This window comes from Mesorhizobium sp. M2A.F.Ca.ET.042.01.1.1 (assembly GCF_003997405.1).
In the GTDB taxonomy this organism is placed as follows: Bacteria; Pseudomonadota; Alphaproteobacteria; order Rhizobiales; family Rhizobiaceae; genus Mesorhizobium.
Map to the genome: position 1 here is coordinate 1 of NZ_RZRX01000029.1, position 17,019 is coordinate 17,019.

Consider the following 17,019-nt stretch of genomic DNA (forward strand, 5'->3'; position numbering starts at 1 on the left):
CATCCATCTGATAAAGCGCCTGAACGGCAGCAAGACGGGCGGCGCCGCGCTTGTTGGCGTGACGTACCGCTCCGGTCGAGGCAGGCTCGGTCACGATTGGGCTCCGAATTTCTCTTTGAGCGCGATCATGGTCAGCGCCGCGCGCGCGGCGAAGCCACCCTTGTCGCCCTCGGTCTTCTTCGCGCGCGTCCATGCCTGCGCGTCGTTCTCGGTGGTCAGGATACCGTTGCCTATCGCGATCGCTTCCTGCACCGCAAGGTCCATCAGCGCGCGGCTCGATTCATTGGCGACGATGTCGAAATGATAGGTGTCGCCGCGGATGATGGTGCCGAGCGCGACAAAGCCATCATAATGCGTGCCGCCTTCGGCGGCGCCATCGAGCGCGAAGGTGATGACGGCCGGTATCTCCAGCGAACCGGGAACGGTCACGACGTCATAGGTGGCGCCGGCATCATCGAGCGCGGCTGTCGCGCCTTCCAGAAGCGCGTCGGCCAGATCGTCGTGAAAACGCGCTTCGACAATGAGCAGATGCGCCTTCGCCTTCGGGCGAATGAACGCTTTGCCGTGTTGGGATGTGCCTGCCATGAAAGTCTCCGGGGGGTTGCCGGTGACTTAGGCCGAAGCGAGGTTGATCGCAAGCGGAAGATGCTGGGCGCGACGTTCTGTGGCCTAGTCAGGCCGGCGCGTTACGGTCTCCACGCGCTTTACGAGGTTCTTGACCCAAACCTCTACCTCTCTGTGATCGATCACTCGGCCGGCATCGACATCCGCCAACGCGTCAAGAGTCATCTGTCGGCGGTCGGCCTTCTCTTCGGCTCCGGCGGGATCCATCAAAGCCCCTCTTTCGCTGCCTCCGCTAGCCGCGCGGCGTAGCGAGCCATGGTGTCGATCTCAATGTTGACGCGGTCGCCGGCCTGGCGCTCGCCCCAAGTGGTGACGCTCAGCGAGTGATGGATGAGAAGAACATCGAAGCGGGTGCCCTCGACCTTGTTGACGGTGAGCGATGTGCCGTCGAGTGCGACCGAACCCTTCGGCGCGATGAACTTCGCCAGATGGCGCGGCGCCTCCAGCGTGAAGCGCACGGCGTCGCCCTCCTCCTTGCGCTCGACGATCTCGGCGGTGCCGTCGACATGGCCGGAGACGATGTGGCCGCCGAGCTCGTCGCCGATCTTCAGCGCCCGTTCGAGATTGATCCGGGTCCCGGATTTCCAGCTCGACGCGGTGGTCAGCCTCAACGCTTCCTCCCAAGCCTCGACCTCGAACCAGCGCGCGTTGGAGCCGTGTTCGGGGAGCGCCGTGACGGTAAGGCAGACGCCGCCGCAGGAAATCGAGGCGCCGATCGCGATGGTCTCCGGATCGTAGGCCGTGTCGATGCGCAGGCCGACGCCCTCGGCGAGCGGCTTCACAGCGGCTACCGTACCAACGTCAGTCACAATTCCCGTAAACATCAGAGAGTTTCTTTCATTTTGACCATGATCTGATCCAAAACCGGTTCCCACTTTTCGGGATCATGATCTCACCCACTCGGCGTAGCTGTCCTCGCCGAAGCGCATGTCGCGCAGCTTGCGAAATCCGGCCGGGATGTGGTCTGCGTCGATCGGCGATGCAATACCGTCTTCGCCAATGGCGTCCGGCCCCTGGAACAGGACGATACGGTCGACAAGGTCTTCCTCTAGGAAGGCCTTGGCCACCTTGGCGCCGCCTTCGACCAAAACGCTTGCCATGCCGAGCGCGGCAAGGTCTTCCAGCAATTCCGGCAGGGCGACGACGCCGTCATGGGTTTCGGTGCCGATGAAGCGCACGCCAGCGCGTTCGAGCGCGGCCCGCCGGTGCGGGTCGGCTTGGAGGCACGCAGCGACATAGAGCGGGACACGGTCGACGCCGGACACCAGCTTGGACGTCTCCGGCAACCGGATCTGCCGATCGAGGATGATGCGCGCCGGCGAGCGGTTCTCCAGTCCCGGCAGGCGCACGGTCAGCGCCGGGTCGTCCTCGAGCGCGGTGCCGATGCCGACTAGGATGGCGTCGGACTCGGCGCGCATCAGATAGACGTCGCGCCGCGCGATCTCGCCGGTGATAGCGACCTGGCCGGCGCCCTTGCGGCCGATCTTGCCGTCGCTCGAGAGCGCAAGCTTCAGAGTTACTTCCGGGCGCTTCTTCAGAGAACGAGTGAGATAGCCAGCCATCTGCTCTGCGGCTTCGGCTGCCAGCACCTTCTCCACCACCTCGACACCGGCGGCGCGCAGTATGGCGTAGCCCTTGCCGGAGACGCGCGGGTCGGGATCGCTGGCGGCGCCGACGACGCGCGCTACGCCGGCATTGACCAGCGCGTTGGCGCAAGGCGGCGTGCGGCCGTGATGGGCGCAAGGCTCCAATGTCACATAAGCGGTGGCGCCTCGGGCCCATTCACCGGCCTCGGCCAGCGCCTCTGTCTCGGCATGCGGGCGCCCACCCACGGCGGTAACGCCGGTGCCGACGATCATCGGGCCGGCGCCGTCGTCGCGCACGATGATGGTGCCCACGGAAGGATTGGTCGAGGTGCGGCCGGCATTGCGGCGCGACAGCCTGATGGCCGCGGCCATGAAGCGGCGATCAAGGGCCGCCTGCGCGGCCTCGTCCAGTCGCGGTCCTGCCATGATCAGCCGGCGTCCTCTTCGGTCTTTTCCTCGTCGCCCTTCAATTCGCCCAGCAGCTCGTGAAAATCCCTCGCCTCGCGGAAATTGCGATAGACCGAGGCGAAGCGGACATAGGCGACGTCATCCAGCGACTTCAGCGCCTCCATGACCAGGCGGCCGACCTCGCCTGAAGCGATCTCGGTTTCGCCGGAGCTTTCGAGCTGGCGCACGATGCCGGTGACGGCGCGGTCGATGCGCTCGGGGTCGACATTGCGTTTGCGCACGGCGATCTCGACGGAGCGCAGCAGCTTGTCGCGGTCGAAAGGCACCTTGCGGCCGGACTTCTTGATGACGACGAGGTCGCGCAACTGGACACGCTCGAAGGTGGTGAAGCGGCCGCCGCAATCCGGGCACACCCGCCGCCTGCGGATCGCCGCGCCATCCTCGGCGGGACGCGAATCCTTCACCTGCGTATCTTCGGACTGGCAATAGGGGCAGCGCATAGGGAGCTTTCGGTTGGCGATTCTCGGGATCCCGCAGGCTTAGTCTGTTTTGCCGCCACGGCAAAGCGCGGAGCCTTCGTATCAGAGATAGCGAGGCGCGGGGATAATTGCCAGCGCCCCGCCCCGCCGGCCGACAGGTGTCAGGGCGCGACATCCTTGGTCGAGAACCCGCAGGACGTGCCGAGATTGCGATAGGCCTTGGTGAAGCCGTCCATCGGGATGCTGGTGACCTGCTGTTTGCCGAAGGTCACATCGAGCGACGTCACCTTGCGCATCGCGCGCAGCAGGGCAAGACTGGTCTTGGCCTGGTCGTCGACCATCCAGCTCGGACGGCCGCCCGCGGCCGCGTTGGAGCTTACGGTCGCGGCCACCTTCACGCCGGGGTCGCCGAAAGTCGCGGCGATCTTGTCGCCGGTCGGCAGCGTCTTGTTGTCGATGATGAACATGATGGCCGGATAGGCGTCCGGCGGCAGCGCGTCGCCGGTCGAGATCGAGAGCGTCAGCGAGCCGGCGTTGCCGTCGCCATCGACGAAAGCCGTCGAGGCGGCGCAGGTCTTGTGTGCGTCCTGCCCGGTATCCAGCGTGTCGATGATGGTGGTCCACCTGCCGAAGCTTTTGGTGCCCGGCATGTCGGAGGCGGACTGCGTCTGCTCCTGCGCAATTGCGCCGGTCAGGGCGAAGGCGGTCAGCGAGCCGGACAAGGCCAGGGCGGCAAGGTGGAAAGTGCGCATCATCAAGTCTCCGGTAAGCCGCGCCGCCCGATCAGGGAGCGGCGCGAAGCGCGAGGATAAAAGATGACGCGCGGCGCCCGGTCAACCGAGGGCTGACAGCCGGCGGAAGGATCAACCGAGGTAGGGGTAGAGCGGGAAGCGGTCGGTCAGCGCCGTGACCTTGGCCTTCACCGCGGCCTCGACCGCCGCATTGCCTTCGTCGGAATTCGCCACCTTCAGCCCGTCCAGCACCTCGGCGATCAGCTTGCCGATCTCGCGGAATTCGGCCTGGCCGAAGCCGCGCGTGGTGCCGGCCGGCGTGCCGAGACGCACGCCCGAGGTGACGAACGGCTTTTCCGGATCGAACGGAATGCCGTTCTTGTTGCAGGTGATGTTGGCGCGGCCGAGCGCCGCCTCGGCGCGCTTGCCGGTGGCGTTCTTCGGACGCAGGTCGACCAGCATCAAATGGTTGTCGGTGCCGCCCGAGACGATGTCGAGGCCGGTCTCCTGCAGGCTGGAGGCCAGCGCCTTGGCGTTGGCGACGATGCTTTCGGCATAGGTCTTGAAGTTCGGCTTCAGCGCTTCGCCGAGGGCCACCGCCTTGGCGGCGATAACATGCATCAGCGGGCCGCCCTGGAGACCCGGGAACACCGCCGAGTTCATCTTCTTGGCGATCTCCTCGTCGTTGCACAGGATCATGCCGCCGCGCGGACCGCGCAGTGACTTGTGCGTCGTCGTGGTCACGACATGGGCATAAGGCAGCGGCGACGGGTGCACGCCGCCGGCGACGAGACCGGCGATATGGGCCATGTCGACCATCAGATAAGCGCCGATCGAATCGGCGATCTCGCGGAAACGCTTCCAGTCCCAGATGCGCGAATAGGCGGTGCCGCCGGCCAGGATCAGCTTCGGCTTGGTCTCGTGCGCGGTCTTCTCGATCGCGTCCATGTCGAGCAGGTGATCGTCCCTGCGCACGCCGTAGGAGACGACCTTGAACCATTTGCCGCTCATGTTGACCGGCGAGCCGTGCGTGAGGTGGCCGCCCGAATTCAGATCGAGCCCCATGAAGGTGTCGCCGGGCTGGAGCAGCGCGAGGAACACCGCCTGGTTCATCTGGCTGCCCGAATTCGGCTGGACATTGGCGAAGTTGCAGCCGAACAGCTTTTTCGCGCGCTCGATGGCGAGTTCCTCGGCCACGTCGACGAACTGGCAGCCGCCATAGTAGCGCTTGCCCGGATAGCCCTCGGCATATTTGTTGGTCATGATCGAGCCCTGCGCTTCGAGCACGGCGCGCGACACGATGTTTTCCGACGCGATCAGCTCGATCTCATGGCGCTGGCGGCCGAGCTCGTTGCGGATGGCGCCGAAGATTTCCGGATCGGCGTCGGCAAGCGTGGTCTCGAAGAAGGATTCGAATTTGCTGGAGGCTGCCGCTGCATTTGACATGGCTTGCTTTCCCTTGGGGCCGGAGGTCTGCGAGGTCGCCGCGCATTAACACAGTTGTTTTCGGGCCGCCACGTTTGCGGCGCGAAATTTGCTGGCCGGTTTGCGCCAAGATAAAGCCGCCTGGTTCTAATCCCGCGGTTCCCGGCCCTTGAGGATCGCTTCGGAGAAGGTGATCTCGGTCAACAGCTTGCGCGCCGTGTGGTCGTTGATGTCACCGCGGCGCAGCATGGCCTGCAGTTCGGCGCGCTCGGCCTCGATGCCGACAAGCCTGAATTCGATCTCGATGCGGCCGGAATCGCGGGCTTCGGCGCTCAGCGTTCGAAGCGGCCACAGAAGATTTGAGCAAGCCGAAGATGCGCCCCGACGGCCCCACGTCCGCTCTCTCGCCGCAGCCGCCGCGCTTGGTCGAGAGCGTCCCCCAATGTCGGGGCGCATCCGGCGGCTCGCGATAATCTGGAGCGCCAGCCAAATTCGAAAAAACCGGCCGGCACCCGGCGTCAGCGCAAGGCTGCTAGGGGGCGCCGGGTGGCCGGCCGCCACGCCAAGGCCCTGGAATCGGCGTGGCAAATACAGAAGAGGGCGCCGGGTCCGCACCCTTCCGCCGGAAGCGCGCGGGTGGCTGGCGCCGCGTCTTTCCTGATACCCGAGAGGCCAACTCCATCAACCTCTCGAAATCGCCGGGTTGACAGACGAAGCGCCCCTGCCCTTGCGGCATGGCACGGCCCGTGCAACCCTGTCTTCCCGGGTGGGTTGATACTGGGGTGTGAGATGCTGTCACGATTGATGACGCATGTGGAGGCGGCGTATGCGGCGCCTACGGCCGAAGACGCCAGCGCGGCCTTCTTCGCGGCAATGGAAGATTTCGGCGCCTCCTATCTGCAGACGAGGCTATACCGGCGGCCGGCGGCGATCCTGACTTCGGCCAGCCATTGGGCGGCCGGCGGCTTCATCACCAGGCTGGCGCCAAGCGGCTGGCCCGGCAGTCCGGCCTTCGACTATGTCTGTTTCGAATGCAATCCGCTGCTTGGCGCGATCCGCGAGAGCCGCACGAGCTACCGCTTCAGCGATTTCGCGCCGCACGACGATGCGCAATACGGCGCCTATTGGGAGGCGCTGAGCGAAGCCAATATCGACGACGCGCTCTGCGCCACCTCCTACGGCGCGGAAGGCGTGATCGCTTCGCTGCATCTCGGCTTTCATCGGCGGGAGTTTGCGCCGGACGAGCGTTTCGCAATCCACATGGCGGGCCTTGCCTTGACGGAAAGGCTGATGAGCCTGACCTCGCCGCCCCCGACCACCGCGGTCAGGCTCACGACGCGCGAGCGCGACAGCCTGGCGCTTGTCGCCGAAGGCAAGACCGACTGGGAGATCTCGGTCATCCTCGGCATCGCGGAAGCGACCGTGCGCTTCCATGTCGACAATGCCAGGCGCAAGCTGGGCGCCGTCAACCGCGCGCAAGCGGTCGCGCGGCTGGTGAACCAGCGGCTGATCTAGCAGTTCGGCAGAGAGGCCAGCAGGTCGGGCGAATATTTACGCTAAAAAGCCGAGTTTAAATGCAGCGAAGGAGCCACCGATTAGCACTACGACCAGCACGTAGTTTACCCTGGTCAGCAACGACACGGCTCTCGCTTGTTTGGGTTTCGCCGTCAGTGAAATCGCTATCAACGCAAGCACAGTCCCCAACGCCCAGATCGCCACAGTCATTGGCCCGTACCGCATAAGCAATGCAGCGAAATTTCGGAACTCCGCAGCGTCGTCAAACAGTGCAAATCGAGCCACCAAAACGACGGCCAACGCGACTGCAATTGCTTTGATATGCCAACGCATACCTTATCGCCCTCTTGTTATTTCTAGCCTATATCGGGGTGCATCCTTCTTGGAGGTTAACGGCGCCGGCTGCAGAACCCTCATGCCGCAACAAAAAAGCCGCCCAATAGGCGGCTTTTTGCAAATTATATCGGTTACTTACTGAGCCGAGCTGATCTGCAGCTCCTGGGCGCCGTCAAGCGCATAGATGTCGTCGCGGAACTGCACGACGCCGGGGGCTGTCGACCAGGCCGACAGATAGAGGAAGTGGACCGGTACCGGGTTGACGACATTGATCGGCGTGTTCTCGCCGGTCTTGATCGCCGCTTCGAAATGCTGACGGTCCCAGCCGGGCGTGTCGCGCAGGATCCAGGTGACGAGGTCGCGCACATTCTGCACGCGCACGCAGCCCGACGAGTCGAAGCGCATCAGCTTGCCGAACAGGCTCTGCTGCGGCGTGTCGTGCATATAGACGCCGTCCGGGCTCGGGAAGTTGATCTTGACCGAGGCCATCGCATTGTTGCTGCCCGGATCCTGGCGGAAACGGTATTTCGCGGCATCGTCGGTCGACCAGTCGATGGTCATCGGATCGACCTCGCTGCCGTCCGGCGCGAACAGGCGGATGTGGCTGTCCTTGAGGTAGTTGGGATCCTTCCGCATCAGCGGAATGATGTCCTTGCGCACGATCGAGACCGGCGCATTCCAGTACGGATTGACGATGATCTCGTTGATCTTGGAGTTCACGATCGGCGTCTGGCGATCGATCTTGCCGACGATCGCGGTATGGCGAAGCACGACGCGGTCGTTCTCGACCGCCTCGACCTGGGCCGCCGGAATGTCGACCAGCACATAGCGGCTGCCGAGCGTGCCGGCCTTTTCCTTCAGGCGCTGCAGGTTGGTCTGCAGCTGGCCGAGGCGGATCTGCGCCGGGACGTTCATTGCCGTATAGGTGTACTTGCCCATGGCGCCGTCGGCCGGCAGGCCGTGACGGAGCTGGAAGCGCTTTACCGCGGCATCGACATAGGAATCGAAGGCCGTCGAGATGCCGGCGCTTTGCGGCAGGTCGCCCGAAACCATCAGGCGCTTGCGCAGCGGCACGACATCCGGATCGTCGACGCCGAGCTGCAATTTCTTGGTCGCCGGAACCTGTTCCCAGCCGCCTTGGGCGACGATGTTCTGGTACTGCGCCACGGCCTGCTCGGTGAAGGCCACCGTCTGCTGGCTGAAGATCGGCAGCGTCGAGGCGACCTTGTTGGTGTCGTTGGCGCGTGCGTCGAACTGGTCGTCCCAATTGCCGCGGGTCGAGGATTTCAGGATGTCGCCGATCACGTCCTGGGCGCTGGCCTGGCCGGCAACCATGGCGGCGGCGAGCGCGGAGGCTCCGGTGAGGAAGAAACGGCGGCTGGTTCTCATGGCAGACATTCTTTGTTGATCGCTCTCGCTCAATCGCTTGCCGGGCGGCTTTGTCCGCACTCTAGGGTCGGCAAACTTAACAATTCGCCAACCATGACCCCGCTTCGCCGGCCGCCGGAAACTCGCTGCCGCCACGCGGGTTCCAAGGAGCGCAGGGCATAGGCCCGCAGCTTCACCCGTCATCCGCATCCACCGCGATTATGGCGGCAACGTGGCCTTGGCCCGCGATTTGCATGCGGGGGCGAGGTGAAAGAAATGGGGGCGATGCCTTTTTGCATCGCAACTACGCCAGCGCGCCTTGTAAAGTCTGCGCCCCTCCCCGTCAGGCACAGAGCTTCAACGCGCGCAGCGATGGTCAAATTACCGTGGATGCCGCCTTTGCAAAAAGAAAGGACCGGCGCGTTCGGCACCGGCCCCATATTCTTTCCCCTTGGCCGCGCTTCTTCGGCGCGGCTTCGATGTTCCTCAAACGCTTACATCCGATACGCGATCGTATCGTTCCAGAAGCGATCAAGCCGCTGCAGGGCGCGGTTCATCTGCTTGAACTCGTCGGTGTTGATGCCGCCGACGGCCTCGATCGAGCCGACATGGCGCTCATAGAGGCCGGCGACGACGTCGGCCACCTCGTTGCCCTTGGGCGTCAGCGAAACGCGGACCGAGCGGCGATCGATGCGCGAGCGCTGGTGGTTGATGAAACCAAGGTCGACCAGCTTCTTCAGATTGTAGGAGACGTTCGAGCCGAGATAGTAGCCGCGCGAGCGCAGCTCGCCGGCGGTCAGCTCCGAATTGCCGATGTTGAAGAGCAGCAGCGCCTGGATGGCATTGATGTCGGAACGGCCGTTGCGGTCGAACTCGTCCTTGATCACGTCAAGCAGACGGCGGTGCAGACGCTCCACCAGCTGCAGCGATTCCATGTACAGCGAACGGATAGCCTCGCGGCGATCGTCGGATACGTTTGCGGTCTTCGCCGCTGGACGCGAATTGATCATTGTCTTTGCCTCTCGTTTGTCGCCTTGGTGATTTTTTGTTTTTCACCTTGATCGCGACACTATCGAATACTCATAAAATTCGACTTAAACGCCAGGGCTAACAAGAGCTTACCGGTAAGAGGTTTCGGAAGACGCTTAACGATCGGTCACCCGAGCAAGAACAATTAACCTAAAGATTTAGCCAACGGATTTGGGGACAAAACGGGCCGCGAAATCGGCCCGGAAAACCAACCCTTGGCCTACTGCCGGAGCTGGCGCTTCTGCAGCCAGATGACCACGCGGAAGACGATATAAAGCAGCGCCACGCTGGCGTGCGAGATCACGATCAGCAGGCGGTGGCCAAAGAGATCGGGGAAGCCGGCATACATCACCGTCTCGGTCACCGCGCAGATGAACCAGATCACCGGCCCCCAGGACGCCAGCATCCAAAGCCCCGCCGCGGCGAAAGGGAAAAAGACGGCAAGCGTCGTCGCCGCGACCTGCCAATGCACCGGCATCAGGTCGAAGCGCCACAATTCGCCGGGATAGATGCCGATCAGGCGGATCCAGTAGAGGATGCCGAACAGAAGGCAATAGCCGGCGATCACACGCTGGAACCAGGCGAAGATGACCTCGGTGGTCGAGGGCTGCAGCACGACACGCCTGGAGGTGACCTCGCTCACAGGGCGAGTTCCTTGTCTCCGAGCGGCGCGAAATAGGCGTCGATGTCGGCGGCACTGACCTCGTCCAGGCTCGCTGGCCGCCACTGGGGCGTCGACCCCTTGTCGATGATGGCGGCGCGGATGCCTTCGTAGAAATCGTGGCCGGCCAGCATGCGGTTGAGGATGCGGAATTCCATCTTCATGCATTCGTCCATCGACAGCGTCGATCCCGTGCTGATCTGGCGCCAGGCAACGTTGAGGCTGGTCGGCGAGCGGCTCTTCAGCGTCGCCAGGGTCTTTGCGGCAAAGGCATCGTCATCCCCTGCCCGCTCCAGACTGTCGATGATGCCGGCGAGCGAGCTCTGCGAAAAGTGGCGCGCGATCGCCTCCAGGTCCTGCCGCTCCGTCTCGCGTTTTGCAGGCACGAAGAAATCGCGCAGCTCGGCATTGGCGTCGCCGCTCGTCGCCAGCTCGTCGAGCAGGCCCGCCTGGTCCCCGGCCTTGATGGTGTGGGTGGCGAGCCCCGACCACAGCGCGTCGCCATAGCGGATGCGGTTTCCGGTCAGCCCCAGATACATGCCGAACGAGCCGCCGAGATCCGGCAGCAGGTGGCTGCCGCCGACATCGGGGAAGAAGCCGATGCCGACCTCGGGCATGGCGAACTGCGCGTTCTCGGTCAGCACGCGATGCGAGCCGTGAAAGGAGATGCCGACGCCGCCGCCCATGACGATGCCGTCGATCAGCGCGACATAGGGTTTCTTGAAGCGCGCGATGCGGGCGTTCAACCGATACTCGTCGGCGAAAAAGTCGATGGGCGGCCTGCCGGCGCGGCCGGCCTCGTAGATGTGCAGGATATCGCCGCCGGCGGAAAACGCCCTGCCCTCGGCCTTGACCACGACGACGCCGACGCCCGGATCCTCCTCCCAGGCGTCCAGCGCTCTGCCGAGCGCCTTGACCATGTTATGCGTGACGGCGTTGAGCGCCTTCGGCCGGGTCAATGTGACCACACCCGCTTTGCCCAACCGCTCGAAGCGGATCTCGTCGCCGCCGCCAAAATCCATCGTCAGAGAATCCTCCCCCGCGCCTGCGGGAGGTGAAGTGCTAAGCGGCGACCGGGCCAACGTCAATTGTCGAGTACCGGGGACAGGCCGCGCCTCTTGCGGCAGACTACCAGACGAACGGGATAAGCGCGTTCGTGCGGCGCGCATAATCCGGGAACTCGTCGGGAAATTGCCGCGCCAGAAGCCGATCCTCGGCACCGACCCTCCAGATGAAAATCGCCCCGAGCAGGATCAACAGAAAGACGAAGGGGCCGCCGACCACGATCACCGAGCCGATACAGGCGAGCAGGCCGCCCGTGTACATGGGATGACGCAGGCGACTGTATGGACCGGACCTTACCAGCTCATGCTCCTGCTTGGCCGAAGCGGTTTGACTCCAGTTGCGGCCGAGAGCCCGCCGCGCCCAGACCAGCAGCGCCATGCCCGCGACGGTGATGGCGGCGCCGATGCCGCCCAGGACCGTGCCGACGGGTGCGAAGTTGACGAAGTCGAAAATCGGCAGCCGCGGCAGCAGGAAGGCGGCGATGATGGCAAACATCAAGCCGAAGCTCTGCAGCAGATGAAGTTCGGTGTCCCGCTTCACGCCAATCGCCTGAACGGTCAGGAAGATGATCAGCATAACCCAGGCGGCATAGATGAACCAGATGAAGGCCATGCCCTTGCTCCTTCGGTTAGCCGGCAATCTGCCTTGGCCACCGTGCGCGCCCGGTGCTAGAAAATGGGCATCGTGAACCGGACGGCAAGCCATGCCCGGATTTTCTCGCCTCGCGGCCATGGTGATCGGCATGATCGCCATCTGTTTCGTCTGTCGCCCCGTCATCGCCGCGACGCCCGCCGAGCTTTACCAGGCGCAAACGATTGTCACCGGAACCGGAGACGTGAACCGGCAGATCGGTTTCAAGGATTGCCTCGACAAGGTGCTGGTCAAGGTCTCGGGCGATCAGCGGCTGACGCAGAAGACGCAGATGCTGGCGCTGCGCGAGAAGGCGGCCGATTTCGTCCAGTCCTTCCGCTACCGCGACCGGCTCGAAGGCATTCCGATCCATGACGAGCAAGGGACGCATGACCGACCGCATGACCTGACCTGCCTCTACAAGCCTGCTGTGGTCGACAAGCTGCTGGCGCAGCTCGGCAGCAGGCCCTGGCCCGGCGAGCGGCCGCCAATCGCCGTCTTCATGACCGCCGAGCAGGGCGCGCGGCATTTCGTGCTGACGCAAGACGAGCAGCGCGGCAACGCGATGCGCGAATCCTTCGCCAATGCCGCCGGTCCGCTGCTGATGCGCGTCACCTTTCCAAAGGCCGGGCAGCTTGGCGGGCTCGATGAGAAGGCGCTTTCCGAAGCCGATATGGCAAGGCTCGACAAGCTCGCGAAAAAAGCGGGAGCGGCCCGGGCGCTCGCCGGCAGCATCGTGTGGAGCGACAAGGAGCTTGGCTGGATCGCCGACTGGCGGCTGGCCGATCGCGGCAAGACCTATCGCTGGCAGGCGCGCGGCGTCAGCTTCGACGAGGCCTTCCGGGTCGCGATCAGGGGCGCGGCGCAGATACTGTCGGGGCACGGGCAGCCTTGAGGTTCCTCGCCCCACGCAGTGGGGAGAGGTGGCTCGGCGAAGCCGAGACGGAGAGGGGAGCACCGGTTCCGTCGGCAAAGTGCCTCGTATTGGAAGACTTTCCGTCCTACGAAGGCCCCCCTCTCCGTCCGCTTCGCGGACACCTCTCCCCCGCCTTGGCGGGGGCGAGGAACCACGGGCTTCGTCACTGGCACAATCGTGTCGCATTGGTCAGTGGCCAAGACGCGTGGTAAAAGCCGGCGCAAAAGAGAGTTTCGGCCATGAACAAATTCACCCCCGCAAAGCCTGCCGGCGCGCGCAGCGTCGACGAGATCACCGGCAGCCGGCGGCTCAGGCGTATGCGCAAGGCCGACTGGTCGCGCCGCCTGGTGCAGGAGAACCAGCTTTCGGTCAACGACCTGATCTGGCCGATCTTCGTCGTCGACGGCAAGAACATACGCGAGCCGATCGCCGCCATGCCGGACGTCTATCGGCTCTCCATCGACCTAGCGGTGAAGGAGGCCGAGCGCGCCGCCAGGCTCGGCATTCCGGCGATCGCCACCTTCCCCAATGTCGAGCTTGCGCTGCGCGACCAGACCGGCTCGCATATCCTCGACCCGGACAATGTCATCAACCGCGCCACGCGCGCCATCAAGGACGCGGTGCCGGAAATCGGCATCATCACCGATGCCGCGCTCGACCCGTTCACCAGCCACGGCCATGACGGCATCCTGCGCGACGGCATCATCGTCAATGACGAGACGGTGAGCCAAGTCGCGGCCGCGGCCGTCATCCAGGCCGCCGCCGGCGCCGACATCATCGCGCCGTCCGACATGATGGACGGCCGCATCGGCGCCATCCGCGACGCGCTCGACGCCAATGGGTTCCAGGACGTGGCGATCATGTCCTATGCGACCAAGTTCGCCTCCGCCTTCTACGGCCCCTATCGTGAGGCGGTCGGCACCGCCGGCCTGCTCAAGGGCGACAAGAAGACCTATTACATCGACCACGCCAATTCCGACGAGGCGGTGCGCGAGGCCGAGCAGGACCTCGTCGAGGGCGCCGACATGCTGATGGTGAAGCCGGGGCTCCCCTATCTCGACATCATCCGCCGGCTGAAGGACGAGCTGCAGATGCCAACCTTCGCCTATCAGGTGTCGGGCGAGTATTCGATGATCAAGGCAGCTGCAGCCAATGGCTGGATCGACGGCGAGAAGGCGATGCTGGAATCGCTGCTTTCGCTGAAGCGCGCCGGCTGCGACGGCGTGCTGACCTATTTCGCGCCGACCGTGGCGGAGATGCTGAGGGGGTAAGCCGCCAAACCGGCAAGCAGCGGCGCCACTGACCAGCCTTCAGAATTCCACCTCGAGCTCGACGATCTCGTCTGGCTCGGCGAGCGCTCCCTGCGTCCATTCCCGCATCAGCGGCCAGGTGAAAACCGTCTCGCAGAAGGCGGCGAGCGGGGCCTCAAGGTCAAGCGCGTAGGTACGGAAGCGGGTGCAGACCGGAGCATACATGGCATCGGCCATGGTGGGCCATGCCCCGAACAGCCACGGTCCACCATAGGTCGCCAGGCATTCCGACCAGATCGCCTTGATCCGCTCCACATCGGGACGCGCGCCGGAAAAGATCTTGAAGCTCTTGTGCCTCGCCTTGAGGTTCATCGGCAGTGCCGAGCGCAGGTTGTGGAATCCCGAATGCATTTCGCCCGACACCGCGCGGCAATGGGCGCGCGCCACGCGCTCGGCTGGCAGCAGGCCGGCGCCCGGCATCGTCTCAGCAAGGTATTCGGCGATGGCCAGCGTATCCCATACGGTAACGCCGTCATGCGTCAGCCGCGGAACCAACACCGACGGCGACAGCAGCAGCAATTCCTGCCGCTGCTCCGGATCATCGATGTCGACGCGCTTCTCCTCGAATTCCAAACCGGCCATGCGGCACAGCAGCCAGCCGCGAAGCGACCAGGACGAGTAGTTCTTCGACGAGATCGTCAACGTCGCCTTCGTCGCGCCTTCCGGCCTCGCCGCAACCGCTTTCGCCGCCTTGGCCATGTCGTGGAACCTCCAAGCCTTTCGCCGGCAATAATCCTCTCGCAATGCAAAATAAATTGCACTAGCTTTTTTGCACTGCACGATGGGCTGTCAGCGGAACGTGGCGCAATGCTTTACCAGGCCTACCAGCTCCAGGACGACCTCATAGCTCCGGCGCGGATGCTTGCCGAACTGATGGGTTCCGCAACGGCCGGGATCGCGCTCGGCGACGCCGCCAAACGGCGCATCGCGGCCAGGTTGGAGATGATCGCCCGTTTCAGGCTCACCCACACGCGGCCCGATTTCGGCATCGAAACTGTCAGGGTCGGCAACCGCGAGGTGCCGGTCGCCGTCGAAACGGCGCTCGCCCTGCCCTTCGGCAAACTGCTGCGTTTTGCCAAGGACATCGACGCCCGCCAGCCGAAGGTCATGGTGGTCGCGCCCTTGTCCGGACATTTCTCGACGCTGCTGCGCGGCACGGTGGAGACGGTCCTGGCCGACCACGAGGTCTATGTCACCGACTGGGCGAATGCCCGCGACGTGCCGCTTTCGGCTGGCAGCTTCGGCGTGGACGACTATGTCGACTACCTCATCCGTTTTCTGGAGGCGATCGGCCCGGGGGCGCATATCCTGGCGGTCTGCCAGCCCTGCGTCCAGGCCCTCGCCGCCGTCGCCGTCATGTCCGAGGACAGGCATCCGGCGACGCCGCGCTCGATGACGCTGATGGCGGGGCCGATCGACCCGCGCGAAAGCCCGACCGAGGTCAACGAGTTCGCCGTCAGCAAGTCGCTGGCCTGGTTCCAGAGCTACGTCATCTCGCATGTGCCCTTCCGCCACCCGGGCGGCGGGCGGCGGGTGTATCCGGGCTTCCTGCAGCTCACCGCCTTCATGGCCATGAACAGCGACCGCCACGTCACAGCGCATCGCAAGCTCCATGAGCATCTGGCGGCCGGCGAGACCGCCGAAGCCGAGAAGATCAAGACTTTCTACGACGAGTATTTCGCGGTGCTCGACCTCACCGAGGAATTCTATCTCGAAACCATCGACCGAGTGTTCCAGAAGGCGGAGCTTGCCACAGGCGCGTTCACCTTCCGCGGCAGCAAGGTCGATCCCGGCGCGATCCGCAACACGGCGCTGCTCACCGTAGAGGGCGGACGCGACGACATATGCGCGCTGGGCCAGACCTCGGCGGCGCATGATCTGTGCCGCTCGCTGCGCCCACATCTGAAGCGGCATCACCTGCAGGCCAATGTCGGCCATTACGGCGTCTTCAACGGCAAACGCTGGGAACGCGAAATCTATCCCGTGGTGCGCAACCTCATCCTGGCGATGGAATAGCGGGACGCGCGGACGAACGAACCGGCGCGCCATGGCCGCCCGCTTCGTCCGAGTCAGATCCATAAACCGAAACCGGGATCATGCCGCCGAGCGCGATGCCGCTGCCTATCCGCTTGCAATTCGCAATCGGTCAAGCTATCAGTTGACCGATTGCAAATCACAACTGGATCAGGAGGCCTATGATGTCCAGGCTGCGCGTCAACGCTTTCACCCTGTCGCTGGACGGTTACGGCGCCGGTCCCGATCAGAGCCTCGAGAACCCGCTCGGCGTGGGCGGCGAAGATCTGCACAAGTGGATGATCAAGACCCGCTCGTTTTACCAGATGATCGGCAAGGAAGGCGGAACGACCGATACGGATGACGATTTTGCGGTGCGCAGCTTCGAGAATGTCGGCGCCTGGATCCTCGGCCGCAACATGTTCGCGCCGAGCCGTGGTCCGTGGCAGGACGACAACTGGAAAGGCTGGTGGGGTCCCAACCCGCCCTACCACGTGCCGACCTTTATTTTGACGCATCACAAGCGCGCGCCGATCGAGATGGAAGGCGGGACGACGTTCTATTTCGTCACCGACGGCATCCACTCAGCGCTCGAACAGGCGAAGGCAGCCGCCGGCGGCAAGGATGTGCGCGTCGGCGGCGGCGTCTCGACCGTCCGGCAGTATCTGCAGGAGAAGCTCATCGACGAGATGCATCTGGCAGTCTCGCCGCTCCTGCTCGGCTCGGGCGAGCATTTGTTCGCCGGACTCGACATGCTGAAGCTGGGATACCGTTGCACCGGGCAGGTGGCGACCGCCGATGCGACGCATGTGATGATCGGGCGGGTGTAATTACAGCTCTTTCTCCCCGTCACTATACGGGGAGAAATGCCCGGCAGGGCAATGAGGGGCAGCGCTGCCGGTCGGAAATTGGCGATAAGCTAT

General features: G+C 64.2%; 19 protein-coding genes and 1 pseudogene. 5 read left to right on the forward strand and 15 right to left on the reverse strand.

The features are described 5' to 3' along the window. The 8 genes and pseudogenes from EOA23_RS36335 to EOA23_RS06840 all read right to left on the reverse strand — a co-directional run. Positions 1-94: pseudogene (locus tag EOA23_RS36335) on the reverse strand (N utilization substance protein B); the annotation flags it as partial. After that, entirely contained in the window at positions 91-585 is a 495-nt protein-coding gene (locus EOA23_RS06810; protein ID WP_126061136.1) for a 6,7-dimethyl-8-ribityllumazine synthase, read from the reverse strand. The pseudogene EOA23_RS36335 and the gene EOA23_RS06810, both read right to left, overlap by 4 nt. Before the next feature lie 245 nt (positions 586-830). Further along, on the reverse strand, positions 831-1,448 hold the full coding sequence (locus EOA23_RS06815) for a riboflavin synthase (RefSeq protein ID WP_112129919.1): 618 nt from the start codon (positions 1,446-1,448) through the stop codon (positions 831-833). 60 nt (positions 1,449-1,508) lie between these two features. Beyond that, complete coding sequence (ribD, locus tag EOA23_RS06820) at positions 1,509-2,636, reverse strand: bifunctional diaminohydroxyphosphoribosylaminopyrimidine deaminase/5-amino-6-(5-phosphoribosylamino)uracil reductase RibD (RefSeq protein WP_189341525.1); 1,128 nt, start codon at positions 2,634-2,636, stop codon at positions 1,509-1,511. A 2-nt stretch (positions 2,637-2,638) separates the two neighbouring features. After that, positions 2,639-3,118: a transcriptional regulator NrdR gene (nrdR, locus tag EOA23_RS06825; RefSeq protein ID WP_040983276.1), complete on the reverse strand. Its 480-nt coding sequence runs from the start codon at positions 3,116-3,118 to the stop codon at positions 2,639-2,641. A gap of 140 nt (positions 3,119-3,258) precedes the next feature. After that, entirely contained in the window at positions 3,259-3,852 is a 594-nt protein-coding gene (locus tag EOA23_RS06830; RefSeq protein WP_245474041.1) for a hypothetical protein, read from the reverse strand. 108 nt (positions 3,853-3,960) lie between these two features. Next, positions 3,961-5,274, reverse strand: coding sequence for a serine hydroxymethyltransferase (glyA, locus tag EOA23_RS06835; RefSeq protein WP_127303338.1), 1,314 nt, complete (start codon positions 5,272-5,274; stop codon positions 3,961-3,963). 126 nt (positions 5,275-5,400) lie between these two features. Further along, a complete protein-coding gene (locus tag EOA23_RS06840; protein ID WP_127303339.1) occupies positions 5,401-5,709 on the reverse strand; it encodes a hypothetical protein in 309 nt (102 codons plus the stop codon). Between the two features lie 333 nt (positions 5,710-6,042). Here EOA23_RS06840 and EOA23_RS36875 point away from each other — a divergent pair, with 333 nt between their 5' ends. Further along, the gene (locus tag EOA23_RS36875) at positions 6,043-6,768 is read left to right on the forward strand and encodes a LuxR C-terminal-related transcriptional regulator (RefSeq protein WP_126061141.1); all 726 of its coding nucleotides are present in this window, start codon (positions 6,043-6,045) and stop codon (positions 6,766-6,768) included. Between the two features lie 36 nt (positions 6,769-6,804). Here the strand turns inward: EOA23_RS36875 and EOA23_RS06850 are convergent, their stop codons facing one another. The 6 genes from EOA23_RS06850 to EOA23_RS06875 all read right to left on the reverse strand — a co-directional run bounded on the left by EOA23_RS06850 (position 6,805) and on the right by EOA23_RS06875 (position 11,839). Further along, complete coding sequence (locus tag EOA23_RS06850; protein ID WP_126061142.1) at positions 6,805-7,101, reverse strand: hypothetical protein; 297 nt, start codon at positions 7,099-7,101, stop codon at positions 6,805-6,807. Positions 7,102-7,239: 138 nt separating this feature from the next. Further along, a complete protein-coding gene (locus tag EOA23_RS06855) occupies positions 7,240-8,493 on the reverse strand; it encodes a L,D-transpeptidase family protein (protein WP_126061143.1) in 1,254 nt (417 codons plus the stop codon). Positions 8,494-8,966: 473 nt separating this feature from the next. Next, positions 8,967-9,482 (reverse strand): MarR family winged helix-turn-helix transcriptional regulator, encoded by a 516-nt coding sequence (locus EOA23_RS06860; RefSeq protein ID WP_040983294.1) that lies wholly within the window; start codon positions 9,480-9,482, stop codon positions 8,967-8,969. A 239-nt stretch (positions 9,483-9,721) separates the two neighbouring features. Continuing rightward, positions 9,722-10,144 carry a DUF6163 family protein gene (locus tag EOA23_RS06865; protein WP_126061144.1) on the reverse strand — a complete coding sequence of 141 codons (423 nt, stop codon included), beginning with the start codon at positions 10,142-10,144 and terminating at the stop codon, positions 9,722-9,724. Beyond that, a complete protein-coding gene (locus EOA23_RS06870; protein ID WP_127303340.1) occupies positions 10,141-11,184 on the reverse strand; it encodes an enoyl-CoA hydratase/isomerase family protein in 1,044 nt (347 codons plus the stop codon). The genes EOA23_RS06865 and EOA23_RS06870 overlap by 4 nt, the downstream gene beginning before the upstream one ends. Before the next feature lie 106 nt (positions 11,185-11,290). Next, a complete protein-coding gene (locus EOA23_RS06875; protein WP_189341526.1) occupies positions 11,291-11,839 on the reverse strand; it encodes an isoprenylcysteine carboxylmethyltransferase family protein in 549 nt (182 codons plus the stop codon). Between the two features lie 91 nt (positions 11,840-11,930). On the opposite strand from EOA23_RS06875, the gene EOA23_RS06880 reads away from it, so the two are divergent. Together EOA23_RS06880 and hemB are read left to right on the forward strand one after the other, a co-directional pair. Further along, a complete protein-coding gene (locus EOA23_RS06880) occupies positions 11,931-12,752 on the forward strand; it encodes a DUF2066 domain-containing protein (protein ID WP_126061147.1) in 822 nt (273 codons plus the stop codon). A 260-nt stretch (positions 12,753-13,012) separates the two neighbouring features. After that, positions 13,013-14,044, forward strand: a complete 1,032-nt coding sequence (hemB, locus tag EOA23_RS06885; protein ID WP_127303342.1) for a porphobilinogen synthase — start codon at positions 13,013-13,015, stop codon at positions 14,042-14,044. Between the two features lie 39 nt (positions 14,045-14,083). Here hemB and EOA23_RS06890 read toward each other — a convergent pair whose 3' ends face one another. Next, positions 14,084-14,782 (reverse strand): glutathione S-transferase family protein, encoded by a 699-nt coding sequence (locus EOA23_RS06890; RefSeq protein ID WP_127303343.1) that lies wholly within the window; start codon positions 14,780-14,782, stop codon positions 14,084-14,086. Positions 14,783-14,890: 108 nt separating this feature from the next. Between EOA23_RS06890 and phaZ the strand changes: the two genes are divergently transcribed. Both phaZ and EOA23_RS06900 read left to right on the forward strand, forming a co-directional pair. Continuing rightward, a complete protein-coding gene (gene phaZ, locus EOA23_RS06895; RefSeq protein WP_127303344.1) occupies positions 14,891-16,099 on the forward strand; it encodes a polyhydroxyalkanoate depolymerase in 1,209 nt (402 codons plus the stop codon). Positions 16,100-16,281: 182 nt separating this feature from the next. Then, a complete protein-coding gene (locus EOA23_RS06900) occupies positions 16,282-16,926 on the forward strand; it encodes a dihydrofolate reductase family protein (RefSeq protein ID WP_127303345.1) in 645 nt (214 codons plus the stop codon). The last annotated feature ends 93 nt before the right edge of the window (positions 16,927-17,019 follow it).